The sequence below is a fragment of the Microbacterium pasadenense genome (assembly GCF_047246565.1).
Lineage (GTDB): Bacteria > Actinomycetota > Actinomycetes > Actinomycetales > Microbacteriaceae > Microbacterium.
Genome location: NZ_JBFOKN010000001.1, coordinates 448,019 through 462,367, shown reverse-complemented (window position 1 = coordinate 462,367; position 14,349 = coordinate 448,019). Strand labels below are relative to the sequence as shown.

Here is a 14,349-nt window from a genome sequence, read left to right as displayed (position 1 = left end):
GGCGGCATGCGGTGGCAGGGTCAGGCGATATCGACGGTGGACGACGCCGCCCTCCCCGGGATGGAGTCGACGGGTGGGCTCGTGCGCACCGTGACGACGCCCGAGTTCGCCGGGATGACCTTCCACGAGGTGCTCGCCAAGTCGGCCCTGAACCACGTTCCGAGCTCCTCCGCCATGCCGTTCTCGTGGACCGTGAACCCCTACCGGGGCTGCTCGCATGCCTGCACCTACTGCTTCGCCCGCAACACGCACACCTACCTCGACCTCGATGCGGGTCTCGACTTCGATTCGCAGATCGTCGTCAAGGTGAACGTCGCCGACGTCCTCGGCCGGGAGCTCGCACGCCCGAGCTGGTCGCGCGAGCCGGTCGCCCTCGGCACGAACACCGATCCGTACCAGCGGGCCGAGGGCCGCTACAAGCTCATGCCGGGCATCATCGGCGCCCTGGCATCGAGCGGCACGCCGTTCTCCGTGCTCACCAAGGGCACGCTGCTGCGCCGCGACCTGCCCCTGCTGACGGATGCCGCGACCGCGGTGCCCGTGCACATCGCCATGTCGATCGCCGTTCCGGACGAGCCGCTGCGGCAGCTCCTCGAGCCGGGAGCGCCGAGCTTCCAGGCGCGCCTCGACACCGTCCGCGCGGCCACGGATGCCGGCTTCAGCGTCACGGTGTTCCTCATGCCGATCGTGCCGCACCTGACCGACTCCGTCGCGGTGCTCGACGACGCGATCGCGCGCATCGCGGCATCGGGAGCGCGACGTGTCGTGTTCGGCGCGCTCCACCTGCGGCCCGGTGCGAAGGAATGGTTCTGGCAGTGGCTCGAGCGGGAGCGGCCGGACCTGGTCCCGGCGTACCGCGGCCTGTATCCGGGCGTGTCCGTGACGGCGCCCGCCGGCTACCGGACCTGGCTCTCGGCCCGCGTGCGGCCGCTGCTGAAGCGGCACGGACTGCACGGACGCCTGGAAGAGGAGGACGCGCCGCCGCGGGGCGCGTCGCGCCCGGGACCGGTGCGGACGACGGGACCGGTCATGAAGACGGCATCCCGCGAACAAGCCGCGGCCATGCTGTTCTGACGGTCGCTCGCCTGCGCGACCGCGCACGGCGTCCGCCCACCGAGCCGACCCGCCGACCGTAGACTCACGAAGACATCGGGGCCGGACCGTCCGTCCGCCCGCCTCCGACGAGAGGGACGAGGGATGCACCGTATCGAGCGTGGGAGCGCTGCGCCGCTGTCCGCGGGCAGGGAGCGACAGTGACCGGCACGACCGTCATCCATTCGGCGCGGATCGTCTCCGGCGGTCGCAGCACGCCGGACGCCTGGGTGCGATTCGAGGGCGAGCGCATCGCGGCCCGAGGTGTCGGCATCCATTGGCGCGACGGCCTCCCCGCCGAGGCGATCGTCGAGGACGCGACGGGATTGCTGCTCGTGCCCGGATTCATCGACCTGCACTGCCATGGCGCGGGCGGTGCAGCCGTCGAGGACGGCGTGGCCGGCATCGATCGGATGCTCGCCGTGCACAGCGCCCACGGCACGACCCGGACGGTCTGCTCGCTCGTGTCCGCGCCCGTCGATGCCCTCGCGGCCCGGCTCGATGCCATCGCGCAGGCCGCGGCCCGCGACCCGCGCGTGCTCGGCGCGCACCTGGAAGGCCCCTTCCTCGACACCGAGTTCCGCGGTGCCCACGATCCCGCCGTCCTGCGCGCGCCCGACGCCGCCGCCGTGACCGCTCTCCTCGAGGCGGCGGCGGGCACACTCGTGCAGCTCACCCTCGCGCCGGAGCATGACGGGGCCGTCGACGCGATCCGGCGGTTCGTCGACGCCGGCGTCCGGGTGGCGGTGGGTCACACCGGCGCCGACTTCGGGACGGCCCGCGCCGCGTTCGACGCGGGCGCATCCATCTTGACGCACGCGTTCAACGGGATGCACGGCATCCATCACCGCGCCCCCGGTCCGGTCGTCGCGGCCATGACCGCCGCGCACGTCACCCTCGAGATCATCAACGACGGCGTGCACGTGCATCCCGACGTCGTGACACTCGCCTTCCGCGGCGCACCCGGTCGGATCGCGCTGATCACCGATGCGATGGCAGCCACCGGCGCCGCGGACGGCGACTACACGCTCGGCTCGCTCGCCGTCGTCGTCGAGGCCGGCGTCGCTCGACTCGCCGGAACGGGAGCGATCGCCGGCTCGACCCTGACCCTCGACGCTGCGCTGCGGCGCACGGTCGTCGACTGCGGCATCCCGCTCCCCGACGCCGTCGACGCGGTCACCGCGATACCGGCCGCGACGATCGGTCGCGCGCACGACCTCGGCCGGCTCGACGTCGGGTACGCAGCCGACGCGGTGCTGCTCGACGACGGGTTCGGCGTCCGCTCGGTCTGGGCCGCCGGCATCCGCCGCGCTTGAGACGACGAACGCCCCGCCGGTCATCCGGCGGGGCGTTCTGGTCAGTCGATGTCAGCTGCGGCGGTCGACGTCCGCGGCCTGACGACCGCTGATCTCCTCGAGGAGGTCGTCGCCGATGCGCACCTCGTCGAACGGAGCGTCGATCTCGGCGCGCTCGAGCATCTCGGTCATCCGGCGACGGCGCTGACGGGTGATCAGCGTCACGACCGTGCCCGAGCGGCCGGCGCGGCCGGTGCGACCGGAGCGGTGCGTGTACGTCTTGTACTCGTCGGGCGCATCGGCCTGGACGACCAGGTCGATGTCGTCGACGTGGATGCCGCGGGCGGCGACGTCGGTCGCGACGAGCACGCGCACCTTGCCGTCGGTCAGGCGCTGCAGATTCCGGGTGCGCTTGGCCTGGTTCAGGTCGCCGTGGAGCGCGACGGCCGCGATGCCCACGTCCTCGAACTGCTCGGCGAGCATCTCCGTGTACGCCCGGGTGCGGGCGAAGACGAGCGTCTTGCCCTCCCGGTCGACGAGGGAGGCGAGGATCTCGGCCTTGTCGCGATGGTCGATCACGAGCACCCGGTGGTCGATCGTGCCGGTGTCCTGCGTCTCGCCGGCGACCTCGTAGACGGCCGGGTCGACGAGGAACTCGTCCACCAGAGCCGCGACCTCGCGGTCGAGGGTCGCCGAGAACAGCAGCTTCTGCGCACCGTCCTTGACCAGGCGCAGGATGCGCTGCATCGGCTCGAGGAAGCCCAGCTCGCTCATGTGATCGGCTTCGTCGAGCACGACGATGTCGATCTGCGACAGGTCGAGCTTGCCCTGGCGCTCGAGGTCCTCGATGCGGCCCGGGGTGCCGATGATGATGTCGACGCCCTTCTTGAGGGCCCCCACCTGCCGGGCCTGCGGGACGCCGCCGTAGATCTGCGTGGTGAACAGGCCGACGCTCCGCGCGAGCGACTGCACCGTGCGGTCGATCTGCAGCGCGAGCTCGCGGGTCGGCGCCAGGATCAGCGCCTTTGGCGAACGGCCGAAGGCGCGGCGCTGGCCGGCCTGGCCGCGCAGCACCGACTCGACGAGCGGTGCGCCGAAGGCGATGGTCTTGCCCGAGCCGGTGCGACCGCGGGCGAGGACGTCGCGGCCCTCGAGGATCGGACCGACGGTGGCCGCCTGGATCGGGAACGGCGCGGCCGCTCCCATGTCGGCGAGCACCTTCACGAGGTTCTGGCCGAGTCCGAGGTCGGCGAACGACGACTGCTCGACGCTGCCGGCGTCCACGGCCTCGGCCTGCAGGCGCTCGTGCACGACGTCGACGTGGTCCTGGTGGGCCTTCGCCTTCTGCGTGGCGTTCTCGCCCTGGCCGGTGGCACGGCCCCAGCCCGACCGGTCGCCCTCGTCACGACGGGGACGGTCGTCGCGCCGGGGACGCTCGGCGTCGAAGGAACGGGCGGGACGGTCGTCACGGCGCGGCCGGTCGTCGAACGACCGAGCCGGGCGATCGTCACGACGGGGACGCTCCCCGTCGAAGGAACGGGCGGGACGGTCGAACGACCGAGCCGGGCGATCGTCACGACGAGCGCGATCACCATCGGACGACCGAGCCGGACGGTCGAAGGACCGAGCGGGACGGTCATCCCGACGCGGCCGGTCGTCGAACGACCGAGCGGGACGATCATCCCGACGGGGACGGTCGCCGTCGAAGGAACGAGCCGGACGGTCGAACGACCGAGCCGGGCGATCGTCACGACGAGCGCGATCACCATCGAACGACCGAGCCGGCCGGTCGAACGACCGAGCGGGACGGTCGTCCCGACGGGGACGGTCATCGAACGACCGAGCGGGACGGTCATCGCGACGGGGACGGTCGCCGTCGAAGGACCGAGCGGGGCGGTCGAACGACCGAGCCGGACGGTCATCGCGGTCGACGCGCGGGCGGTCCGAGAACGACCGGGCGGGACGCTCGCCGGCATCGCGGCGCGGCCGCTCACCGTCGAACGACCGGCGGGGACGCTCGTCGCGCTCGTAGCGTGGGCGCTCACCGTCGAAGGACCGGCGGGGACGCTCCTCGGCGTCACGGCGCGGACGATCGTCGAAGCGGCGGTCGGTGCTGCGGGCCTGCGAGCGGATGCCGCGGGCCTCATCACGGCCGGCGCGCTCCTGCGCGGTCCAGCGTCCCTTCGACGCGGCGCCCTCTTCGGGGGCGCGGTAGCCGCGGTGGCTGGGGCTCTTGCTGCCGGCGGTTCCGGCGGATGCCTGTCCCGGACGGCGCTTCGCGTCCTGGTACGAGGTCTTCTTGCCGTAGCGGGGCTCGAAGTTCTGAGCCCGGCCGCCGGCCGGCTTCTTGTTCTTGGGCATGGAGGTGTCCTTCTGGGTTCTCGCACGAGAACAGCGTCCGCACGCACGCGCGGACAGACCCGGACTGTCGTCGGCCGGGGGCCATTCCTGTAGATGGTCCGAGGAGACGGATCGTCATCTCGGAAATCGGCCCCGAGGACTACACAGAATGCCCGTGCACAGCACGGTGTCCTCCGCCGACCTGACCACGCTACCGGATGCGCCTGGGAGGACACCCAGGTCGCCTGCGCGGATACGCTGAGCCCATGGTCGCTGATCCCACTGGAACCCGGTTCACGCTGCAGTCCGGAGCCACGTCGGCACAGATCGCCGAGGTCGGAGCGGCGCTGCGCGCCGTGCGGGTCGGGGACGTCGACCTCGTCCCCGCCTATCCCGACGACGTCCCGACACCGGCGGGGGCGGGCATCGTCCTCGCTCCCTGGCCGAACCGGATCCGCGACGGACGGTGGGACGATGCGGGCGAGATCCGACAGCTCGCGATCACCGAGCCGGCGTTCGGCAACGCCTCGCACGGCCTGCTGCGCTACACCTCGTACCGGGTGCTCGCCCAGACCGCCGACGCGATCACCCTCGGCGCCGCCGTCGTTCCGCAGACGGGCTATCCGTACCACCTCGACACCCGGGTCACGTATCAACTGACGGATGCCGGGCTGCACGTCGGCCACCTCATCACGAACATCGGCGCGGGCGACGCGCCCGTCGCCATCGGGACGCACCCGTACTTCCAGATCTCGGACGTCGACACCGCGGATCTGTCCCTGCAGCTCGAGGCGACGTCGTGGTTCCGGCTCGACGAGCAGAACATCCCCGTGGCGGAGGAGCCGCTCGACGAGGCGCATGACCTCCGCGAGCCCCGCCGCGTCGGCGATCTCGCCCTCGACGGCGCGTTCGCCGGTCTGGCGAGGGATGCCGACGACCGGGCATCCGCGTTCCTGACCGCCCCCGACGGACGTCGCGTCACGGTCTGGGCCGGCACCGGCTTCGACTACCTGCAGGTGTTCGTCACCGACCGCTTCCCCGGTCAGGAGGTCGCTGTCGCGATCGAGCCGATGACGGCGCCGGCGAACGCCTTCAACTCCGGCCGCGGCCTGCGGCGGCTCGCCCCCGGCGAAACCTGGGAGCTGGAGTGGGGCGTCCGGCTGGACGCCCCCGCCTCCTAGTCCTCGCTCAGCGCGACTCGTCGCCGTCCGCGCCGGTCTCGGCGCTCGGCGACTCTTCGACCGCCGGAGCCGATTCCGCATCGACCTCGGTCTCGTCGGACACCCCGCCCGCGGCGTCGAGCGGCTGTCCGCCGTCGTGCTCGTCGAGCACGCCCGGCTCCACCGCCTCCGGGTCACCGTCGGTGTGCGACGTGGCCGACGGCTCCGCCGGCACGGCATCCACGGGGATCTCGACGTCCGGGGACTCCTCGATGATCGGGTCGGTGACGACGGCGGCGGCTCCCGTCACCGTCGCGGCGTCCGCGAGCGCGCGCCGTTCGCGGCGCGACTGCGGCACCGTCGTGATCGCGGACGTCGCGGGAGCTCCGACGAACGGCTCGCCGCGCTTCTCGGCGCGACGCTCCTTCGCCCCTTCGACGAGGTTGTAGAGCGCGGGGAGCACCAGCAGCGTCAGCACCGTCGACGAGATCAGACCGCCGATGACGACGATCGCGAGCGGCTGCGAGATGAACCCGCCCTGACCCGTGATGCCGAGTGCCATGGGGGTGAGCGCGAAGATCGTCGCGAGCGCGGTCATCAGGATGGGGCGCAGACGGCGCGCACCGCCGGCCAGCACCGCGTCCGGCGTGCGCAGGCCCTTCTCGCGGTACTGGTTCACGAGGTCGACGAGCACGATCGCGTTCGTCACGACGATGCCGACGAGCATCAGCACGCCGATGAGCGAGGCGACGCCGAGCGGGACCCCCGACACGATCTGCAGCAGGATCGCACCGGTCGCCGCGAAGGGCACCGAGACCAGGAGCAGGATCGGCTGACGCAGCGACTTGAACGTCGCGACCATCACGATGTAGACGATGAGGATCGCAGCCAGGATCGCCAGGCCCAGCTGGACGAAGGCGTCCTGCTGCTGGGTGACGACGCCGCCGACCTCGGCGTTCGCACCCTCGGGGAGCTCGAGGTCCGCGAGGGCGGCGGTGACGGCGGTCGAGGCGGCCGTGAGGTCGTCCGTCGAGGGCGTGACCGTGACCGCGGCGGTGCGCTGGCCTCGCTCGGTCGTGATCGACGCGGGGCTCTCGGATTCCTCGACCGTCGCGACGTCGGTGATCGGGATGAGGCCCTGCGCGCTCGCGATCTCGAGGTCGCGCAGCTCCGCGATGGTCTGCGGGATCGACTCCGCCTGCAGGTAGACCGTCAGCGAGCGGTCGTCGATCTCGACCGTGCCGACCTGGCGCGGCTGCATGGTGTTCGACACGAGGGCGCCGACCGAGACCTCCGACAGTCCGAGGGCGGCGGCCTCGTCGCGGTCCACCGTCACCGAGACGAACGGCAGCGATGCCGACAGGTTCGAGTCCACCTGGTCGACGCCGTCCTCGCCTTCGAGCGCCGCGACGACGTCATCGGTGGCGTCCCGGAGCACACCGGCATCCGGCGCCGTCACGTCGACTTCGATCTCGTTCGAGCCGAACCCGCCCTGACCGGAGGAGAGGGAGATCTCGCCCACGTCGTCAAGGTCGGCGACCGCGTCCTGCACGTCGGTGCGGATGCGGTCCTGATCGGCCGACGAGTCCGTCGTGATCGAGTAGGTGATGCCGGTGCCGCCGCCGGAGAACGCGTCGGCGAGCGCCGATCCGGACGAGCCGATCGAGGTCTGCACCGTCGTGATGCCCTCGACCTCGAGGAGCGCCTCCTCCACGCGGGCGGCCGCGGCGTCCTGGATCTCCAGCGTCGCCGTGTCCCCCACGTTCTGCGTCACCGTGAGGGTGTTCTGACCGGAGTCGCCGAGGAAGTTGGTCTTCATCAGGGGGACGGCGGCGAGCGTCCCGCCCAGGACGAGGATGGCGAGGATGAGCGTGACGCCGGAGTGCTTGAGGGTCCAGCGCAGGATCGGGATGTACGACTTCTGCAGGCGCGTGGGCGGCGCGGCCGGGTCCTCGGGGTCCAGCGCACGGCCGTCCTCCGCGAGCAACGGCTTGCCGGGACGGAGGAACCAGTAGGCGAGCACCGGGACGATGGTCAGCGCCACGAACAGCGAGGCGAGCATCGCGATGGTGACGGTGAGTGCGAACGGGCGGAACAGCTCGCCGGTGAGGTCGCCGACGAAGGCGATGGGGAGGAACACGGCGACCGTCGTCAGGGTCGACGCGGTGATCGCGGCGGCGACCTCGCGCACCGCGAGCAGGATCGACGCCTTCTTGTCGGCATCGCCGACGTAGTGCCGCTTGATGTTCTCGATGACGACGATCGAGTCGTCGACGACGCGGCCGATCGCGATCGTCAGCGCGCCGAGAGTGAGGATGTTGAGCGAGTACCCGAAGGCCTGGATGCCGATGAAGGTGATGAGCACGCTCGTCGGGATCGAGATGGCGGTGACGAGCGTCGAGCGCACCGACAGGAGGAAGACGAGGATCACGAGGACGGCGAAGACGAGTCCGAGCAGACCCTCCTCGGCGAGCGCCTCGATGGACTCCTCGATGAACGGCGCCTGATCGAAGACGATCGTGAATTCGGCGCCGCCGCCGACCGCGTCCTGCAGCTCGGGGAGGGCCTCGGTGACCAGCGTCGACACCTCGACGGTGTTCGCGGCGGGCAGCTTCGTGATCGAGATCGTGAGAGCGGCCTCGCCGTCGACGCGCGAGATCGAATCGACGGGGTCCTCGTCGAGCGAGACCTCGGCCACGTCCCCGATCGTCACCGCTCCGGCGGCGATCTGCTCGGCGGACGAGGGCACGAGGGGCAGATCGGCGATCTCGTCGAGGGATGCCAGCTTCGTGCCGGTCTGGACGGTCAGGGTCCGGTCGTCGTCCTCGACCGTGCCGCCCGGGAAGAGCGCGCCGTTCTCATCGAGCGCGTCGGTGATGTCCTCCTGCGTGAACCCCGCCTCCGACAGCTCCGACTGGTCCGGGACGATGGTGACGCGGGCGGTCTGACCGCCGATGATCTCCGCGGCGGCGACACCGTCGATGTCCTCGATGTCGGGCACGACGCTGCCCTCGAGGCGCGACTGCACCTCCGCCGCGTCGTCATAGCCCGTGACGGCGAGTGAGATCACGGGCAGGTCGTCCGTCGAGAAGGCGAGGACGCTGGTGTCGATGCCGTCGGGCAGCGAGTCGTCGATGCGGTTGATCGCCTGCACGATCTTCTGCTCGGCGGTGGCGAGGTTCGTGCCGTACGCGAAGGACGCCTGGATGATGGACGCGTTGGTCGTGCTGGTCGCCGAGGTCGACTCGAGATCGGGCACCGCCTGGATCGCCTGCTCGATGGGCGTCGAGACGTCGTTGTTCACGACATCGGGCGAGGCTCCGGGATACGTCGTGAGGATCGACAGCTGCGGGAGCTGGATCGGCGGGATGAGCTCCTGCTTGAGGTTCGTGAGCGCGAGTCCGCCGAAGATCGCCGCGACGATCGTGATCAGGGCGATGAGCGCGCGGTTCTTCAGGCTCAGGACGGCGAGATTCGACACGAGTGGCCTTTTCCGTGGTGCGGGAGACGATCCGCGACAGCGGAATCCGCGTCAGTATCCCATGCAACCGCTATCGGTCCGCTGAACACCTGCGCTCGCGGCGAGGTCAGCCCAGGCGGATGCCGCCGAGGACGAGACCCGTGCTCGCCGCGACGATGCAGGCCCCGAACGTCCCGAGCAGATTGAGCCACGCCCAGTCGCGACGGCCTTCGCGCGCGAACCGCGCACTGTCGACCGAGACCGTGCTGAAGGTCGTGAAGCCGCCGAGCAGGCCGATGCCGAGGGCGCTCAGCCACGGCTCCGGGACCAGATCGCCGAGGCCTGCGATCAGGCCGAGGGCGAAGGATCCGCTGACGTTGACGAGCAGGATGCCGACGGGGAAGGCCTGCGCCGATCGCGCTCCGCTCACGGCGCGGTCGACGAGGAATCGCAGGCCGGCGCCGATGCCGCCGGCGACGATCAGCAGCGCGAGCTCGGGAGTCGTCATGCGGCCGCGTCCCGCCGCCGAGTCGCCAGCATCAGCCCGGCCCCTGCAGCCACGACGCCGCCGAAGAGCGTCACCGCGACCAGCAGCAGACCGACGACGGGAGCATTCGTGAACACCTGCAGCGCATGGACGGCGAAGGCGCTGTAGGTCGTGAACCCGCCGAGCATTCCCGTGCCGAGCAGCAGACGCAGCCCCGGACGTCGATCGCCGAGGATCCCCGTCACGAGTCCGAGGGCGAACGACCCGACGAGGTTGATCCCCGCCGTGGCGGCCGGGACGGCCAGCGGGTGGGCGTCGGAAGGGAAGGGAAGGATGCACGCCGCGCGGAGCGCGACCCCCGCCGCACCGCCGACGACGACGATGAGGAACGAGACCCACCAGACCGGACGCGCGGATGCCACGCGGCCACGCTAGCGGTGCTCAGTCGAGGATGAGCCGCCGGATCGCCGACTCCGGCGAGACCGACGTGTCGAGCAGGATGCCGCGGCGGTAGCGATCGAACACCCGCGGGTCGATGTAGGAGCTGCGCGCGACGGCCGGTGTGTTGCCGAGCGCCTCGGCGGTCGCCTTCACCGCGAGCACCTCGGCGCGCTTGAGCTGGGTCTTGGTGTCGACGGCGCCGATGCGGGCGAGCGCGTCGGCCGCGAGGATCGTGCCGCGCAGGGTGCGGAAGTCCTTCGCGGTGAACGTGCCGCCGGTCATCGCGCGCACGTAGACGTTGACGTCCTTCCCCGTGAGCGGCACGCGGCGGCGCCCCCGGCGGTACGCCAGCAGCGGCGAGCTGGGTCGGCCGGCGACGAGCAGCTGGACGGCGGCGGCCAGGTCGTCGTCGTCGATCTCCATCTCCTGCCGCTGCCCGCTCTTGCCGGGGAAGCGAAGGGCGACGGTGCCACCCTCGACCTCGGCGTCACGCCGCAGCAGCGTCGTCAGGCCGCGGCTGCCGTGCTTGACGAGATAGCGCTCGGCACCCACGCGAGGGGCCGCCTGGTCGAGCAACCGGAAGGCGGCGGCGAGGACGCGCTCCCGGTCGATGTCCTCGCGGCGCAACGAGCTCGTCACGCGCCCCCGGGCGCGCGGCAGCGCCTCGGCGAGGGCCAGGGCGCGCGCGTACTTGCCGCGATCACGGCCCGCCGTCCACTGCGGGTGGTACATGTACTGGACCCGGCCGGCGTCGTCGACTCCGGTGGCCTGGATGTGCCCGTTCGCGTCCGAGCAGATCCACACCTCCCGCCAGGCGGGTGGGATCACGAGCGCGCGCACCCGCTCCGCATCTCGGGTGGGGAGGGGTTCGCCGTCGGCATCCACGTAGCGGAAGCCGCTGCCGGCGCGCAGTCGTCGATATCCGACGTCGGTTCCGGGACGGACGCGTTTGAGGCGGGGCACCTCAGTGGGACCGCAGCATCTCGATGAGATCCGCCTTGCGCTTGTCGGAATACGCCGACAGTCCCAGTTCCTTCGCACGACCGCGCAGGTCCGCCACGGTCCAGTCCTCGTAGTCGCCGGATTCGCCGCCACGCCGTCCGACCGTCTTGCGCCCGTCGCGAGCCGCGGCGTTGGAGATGCGGGCCGCCTTCTCCTTCGACGCACCGTCCTCCCGGAGCTCCTCGTAGAGCCCCGGATCCTTCAGGCTGTTCGAGCCGCGTCCTGCTGGCATGACATCCCCTTCTCGTCGGCACCGGCCGGGAATTCCCGGGTCGAGTCACGCTATGTCATCACCGGCGACCTCTGTCAAGACCCTCCCGTTGTCTGGGAGAACGCTGGTAAGAATGACGTGGCGCACACCTGCGCCGCCCTCCGTCCTCGGGCGGAAGCGGAGACACAACAAGGAGCCTCCAATGAACATCGCACTGCTCATCATCATCGTCGTGGCCATCGTTCTCGCGATCGTCAGCGGCCTCGGATCGGGGCTCGAATTCCTCCTCTGGGTCGCCATCATCGTGGGCGTCATCGCGCTGATCGCGTTCCTGATGCGAGTACTTCGCAAGAACACGTGACACCCGAGCACGAGTAAGCCCGACACGTCCCCCAGCGTTGTCGGCGGCGCTTACCCCAGAGCGCGCGAAGGACCCCCTCCCGGTCACCCGGTCGAGGGGGTCCTTTCTGTCGTGTCCTCAGACGGCCGGTTCGAAGCCGTAATGCTGCCGCAGGACGTCCCGGACGAACCGGGCACCGACGTCGCCGCCGTAGTTGGCGGCGAAGCGGGCGTCAGCGACGTACATGTCGGCGAGACCCAGAACGTACGACTCCACGTCGCCGCCCTGTGCGGCCGGCGTCCCCGGCACGCCGGAGAGCCACTCGATGTGACGCGCCGCGAGATCCTGCGCCTCGTCGGAATCGACGGGAACTCCGCGCTCGGCGGCATCCGCCCAATCGGCGCCGAGGCGCTTCGTCTGCTCCTGCCAGTGCTCCTTCGCCTGCGCGTCGAGACCGCGCCACCACGCGTCGCTCTCGGCGTATGCGCCGGCGCCCCAGCGATGGGTCACCTCTTCTTCGTACACGGTGTGATCGAAACCGTCGAACATCTGCTCTGCCACGGGTACCTCTCCTCTCTGCAACGCCTGGATGGTCGATTCGACCGCGGCGACCTGGCGCCCGAGGCGGTCCTGCTCGTCGTGCAGCAGCGCGAGGTGCGCCGCCAGCGCATCCTGCTCGCTCTGCCCCCGCGAGAGGACGTCGGCGATCTGGGGCAGACCCAGCCCGAGCGCGCGAAGCAGCAGCACGCGCTGCAGCCGGACGAGCGATGCCGCGTCGTAATACCGATAGCCATTGGCGCCGACCCTCGCCGGCGGCAGCAGCCCGATCTCGTCGTAGTGACGCAGGGTCCTGCTCGTCGTCCCTGCGACCTTCGCGAGGTGCTGGATCGACCATTCGTTGCTCATGGAAGTCACGTTAGAACTTCCCGTTGCGGCAAGGTCAAGCACTGTTCTCGAAAGTCCTCTGGATGAACGCGATATATCGTGTTACCGTTCGTCAACGCGATATATCTCGATATCGCCTCATCCCAGGAGACAACATGACTCTCGAGAAATGGCTGGTCCAGCCCGGGGAGACCCGGGTCATCGACGTGGACGGCATCCGCAGGCTGAAGGTGGGACTCGTCGGCGGTCAGGTCGACGTGGTCGCGCACGATGAGCCCGGCGTCCGCATCGAGGTGCATTCCGTCACCACCCGCGAACTCCGCATCGAGGCGAAGGACGGCGCCATCGAGATCGATCACGCGCAGCTGCGCTGGGACAACTTCCTCGAGGTGTTCCGCAACTTCGGTGCCGGCGGGCCGCAGGCCGAGGTCAGCATCGCCGTCCCCCGCTCCGTCGCGCTTACACTCGGCGTGGTCAGCGCGAGCGCGCTGGTCGCCGGCCTCGAGTCCGGAGCCAAGCTGAACACGGTGTCGGGCGACATCATCGTCGACGGCCTCTCGGGCGATGTCACGGTGAACTCGGTCTCGGGCGACGTGCAGATCCGCTCGCTCACCGGGACCTTCAGCGCCAACTCCGTCTCGGGCGATGTGACCGCGACCGGCACGATCCGAACCGCCTCGGTGGACACCGTCGGAGGGAACGCCCTCATCGACTCGACCGGACCGGCGCAGAGCATCACCTTCAACACGGTCGGCGGGGCCGCGACCGTGCGGGTCGACGAGGACCTCCCCACGAAGTACGGCCTCCGTACCGTCAGCGGCAAGCTGCGCGTGGACGGAGTGGAACGCTCCGACAGCGGCATCGGTTCGAGTTGGAGCGGCTCGGTCGGCGAGCTGAGCGGCTCGTTCGCCGACGTCCGCGCGAACACCGTGTCCGGTGACGTGACCGTGCTGCGCCGCGCCGCCGTCGCGGCCGAGCCGGGCGATGCCCCGACACCCGAGGAGTGGTGACATGCCCCCCGTCTTCTCCCACGGCGATCTCCGCCTCTACCTGCTGAACCTGCTCGACGAGGGCCCCCGCCACGGCTACGACCTCATGCAGGCCCTGTCGGACCGCACCGGGGGCACGTACACCCCGAGCGCCGGCACGGTGTACCCCCGGCTCGCGAAGCTCGAGGAGGAGGGCCTGGTCACCAAGAGCGTCGACGGCCGCAAGACCGTCTACGAGATCACGGATGCCGGGCGGGCCGAAGTGGCCTCCCGCAGCGGCGACCTCGAGGGCATCGAGGCGGGTCTCGCCGACAGTGTGCGACTCATCGCCGACGGCGTCCGCGCCGGAGTCCGCGAGGCGATGAAGAGCCTGCAGGCCGACCTCGCCGCCGCGTCCGCCTCGGCACCGGCCGCGTCGCGGCCGGCCGCCGGCGCCGGGAACGACGTCCGCAGCTCGTCTCGCGAACAGGTGCGGCGCGCCGACATGCTGCTCGCCGAGTTCCGGGCCGAGGTGCGTACCGACCTCCGCTCGCACGTCGCGAAGGGCGGCGAGCTGGCGGCATCCGTCATCGACGACCTGGCATCGGCGCTCGACGACGCCGCCGTCGCGGTGCGGCGGGCCACGCAGCGCTGAGAGAAGCGCTGCC

13 protein-coding genes are annotated in these 14,349 nt (G+C 70.8%); 6 read left to right on the top strand and 7 right to left on the bottom strand.

What is annotated here, in order from left to right:
* Positions 1-6: 6 nt before the first annotated feature.
* The gene (locus AB3M83_RS02240) at positions 7-1,074 is read left to right on the top strand and encodes an Rv2578c family radical SAM protein (protein WP_412944777.1); all 1,068 of its coding nucleotides are present in this window, start codon (positions 7-9) and stop codon (positions 1,072-1,074) included.
* Positions 1,075-1,253: 179 nt separating this feature from the next.
* Entirely contained in the window at positions 1,254-2,408 is a 1,155-nt protein-coding gene (gene nagA, locus AB3M83_RS02235; RefSeq protein WP_412944776.1) for an N-acetylglucosamine-6-phosphate deacetylase, read from the top strand.
* A gap of 51 nt (positions 2,409-2,459) precedes the next feature.
* On the opposite strand, the gene AB3M83_RS02230 is transcribed toward nagA, so the two are convergent.
* On the bottom strand, positions 2,460-4,748 hold the full coding sequence (locus AB3M83_RS02230) for a DEAD/DEAH box helicase (protein WP_412944775.1): 2,289 nt from the start codon (positions 4,746-4,748) through the stop codon (positions 2,460-2,462).
* A 245-nt stretch (positions 4,749-4,993) separates the two neighbouring features.
* Between AB3M83_RS02230 and AB3M83_RS02225 the strand changes: the two genes are divergently transcribed.
* On the top strand, positions 4,994-5,908 hold the full coding sequence (locus AB3M83_RS02225) for an aldose 1-epimerase family protein (RefSeq protein ID WP_412944774.1): 915 nt from the start codon (positions 4,994-4,996) through the stop codon (positions 5,906-5,908).
* Between the two features lie 7 nt (positions 5,909-5,915).
* Here AB3M83_RS02225 and AB3M83_RS02220 read toward each other — a convergent pair whose 3' ends face one another.
* From AB3M83_RS02220 to AB3M83_RS02200, 5 genes are all read right to left on the bottom strand, one after another.
* Positions 5,916-9,368 carry an efflux RND transporter permease subunit gene (locus tag AB3M83_RS02220; RefSeq protein ID WP_412944772.1) on the bottom strand — a complete coding sequence of 1,151 codons (3,453 nt, stop codon included), beginning with the start codon at positions 9,366-9,368 and terminating at the stop codon, positions 5,916-5,918.
* A 106-nt stretch (positions 9,369-9,474) separates the two neighbouring features.
* A complete protein-coding gene (locus AB3M83_RS02215; RefSeq protein ID WP_412944771.1) occupies positions 9,475-9,855 on the bottom strand; it encodes a fluoride efflux transporter FluC in 381 nt (126 codons plus the stop codon).
* Positions 9,852-10,256, bottom strand: coding sequence for a CrcB family protein (locus AB3M83_RS02210; RefSeq protein WP_412944770.1), 405 nt, complete (start codon positions 10,254-10,256; stop codon positions 9,852-9,854). Before AB3M83_RS02210 ends, AB3M83_RS02215 begins: the two co-directional genes overlap by 4 nt.
* A gap of 19 nt (positions 10,257-10,275) precedes the next feature.
* Positions 10,276-11,238, bottom strand: a complete 963-nt coding sequence (locus tag AB3M83_RS02205; protein WP_412944769.1) for a DNA topoisomerase IB — start codon at positions 11,236-11,238, stop codon at positions 10,276-10,278.
* 1 nt (position 11,239) lies between these two features.
* Entirely contained in the window at positions 11,240-11,509 is a 270-nt protein-coding gene (locus AB3M83_RS02200) for a DUF7218 family protein (protein WP_412944767.1), read from the bottom strand.
* Between the two features lie 181 nt (positions 11,510-11,690).
* Between AB3M83_RS02200 and AB3M83_RS02195 the strand changes: the two genes are divergently transcribed.
* Positions 11,691-11,849 carry a hypothetical protein gene (locus AB3M83_RS02195; RefSeq protein WP_412944765.1) on the top strand — a complete coding sequence of 53 codons (159 nt, stop codon included), beginning with the start codon at positions 11,691-11,693 and terminating at the stop codon, positions 11,847-11,849.
* A gap of 117 nt (positions 11,850-11,966) precedes the next feature.
* On the opposite strand, the gene AB3M83_RS02190 is transcribed toward AB3M83_RS02195, so the two are convergent.
* Positions 11,967-12,734 carry a MerR family transcriptional regulator gene (locus AB3M83_RS02190; RefSeq protein ID WP_412944764.1) on the bottom strand — a complete coding sequence of 256 codons (768 nt, stop codon included), beginning with the start codon at positions 12,732-12,734 and terminating at the stop codon, positions 11,967-11,969.
* Positions 12,735-12,868: 134 nt separating this feature from the next.
* Here AB3M83_RS02190 and AB3M83_RS02185 point away from each other — a divergent pair, with 134 nt between their 5' ends.
* A complete protein-coding gene (locus AB3M83_RS02185) occupies positions 12,869-13,723 on the top strand; it encodes a DUF4097 family beta strand repeat-containing protein (protein ID WP_412944762.1) in 855 nt (284 codons plus the stop codon).
* Between the two features lies 1 nt (position 13,724).
* Positions 13,725-14,336 (top strand): PadR family transcriptional regulator, encoded by a 612-nt coding sequence (locus AB3M83_RS02180; protein ID WP_412944761.1) that lies wholly within the window; start codon positions 13,725-13,727, stop codon positions 14,334-14,336.
* Positions 14,337-14,349: the final 13 nt, after the last annotated feature.

Excerpts from the sequence above, each read along its gene's own strand:
- AB3M83_RS02240 (WP_412944777.1), top strand. The coding sequence starts at position 7 with ATGCGGTGGCAGGGTCAGGCGATATCGACGGTGGACGACGCCGCCCTC.
- AB3M83_RS02230 (WP_412944775.1), bottom strand. The coding sequence starts at position 4,748 with ATGCCCAAGAACAAGAAGCCGGCCGGCGGCCGGGCTCAGAACTTCGAG.
- AB3M83_RS02225 (WP_412944774.1), top strand. The coding sequence starts at position 4,994 with ATGGTCGCTGATCCCACTGGAACCCGGTTCACGCTGCAGTCCGGAGCC.
- AB3M83_RS02215 (WP_412944771.1), bottom strand. The coding sequence starts at position 9,855 with ATGACGACTCCCGAGCTCGCGCTGCTGATCGTCGCCGGCGGCATCGGC.
- AB3M83_RS02200 (WP_412944767.1), bottom strand. The coding sequence starts at position 11,509 with ATGCCAGCAGGACGCGGCTCGAACAGCCTGAAGGATCCGGGGCTCTAC.
- AB3M83_RS02195 (WP_412944765.1), top strand. The coding sequence starts at position 11,691 with ATGAACATCGCACTGCTCATCATCATCGTCGTGGCCATCGTTCTCGCG.
- AB3M83_RS02190 (WP_412944764.1), bottom strand. The coding sequence starts at position 12,734 with ATGAGCAACGAATGGTCGATCCAGCACCTCGCGAAGGTCGCAGGGACG.
- AB3M83_RS02185 (WP_412944762.1), top strand. The coding sequence starts at position 12,869 with ATGACTCTCGAGAAATGGCTGGTCCAGCCCGGGGAGACCCGGGTCATC.
- AB3M83_RS02180 (WP_412944761.1), top strand. The coding sequence starts at position 13,725 with ATGCCCCCCGTCTTCTCCCACGGCGATCTCCGCCTCTACCTGCTGAAC.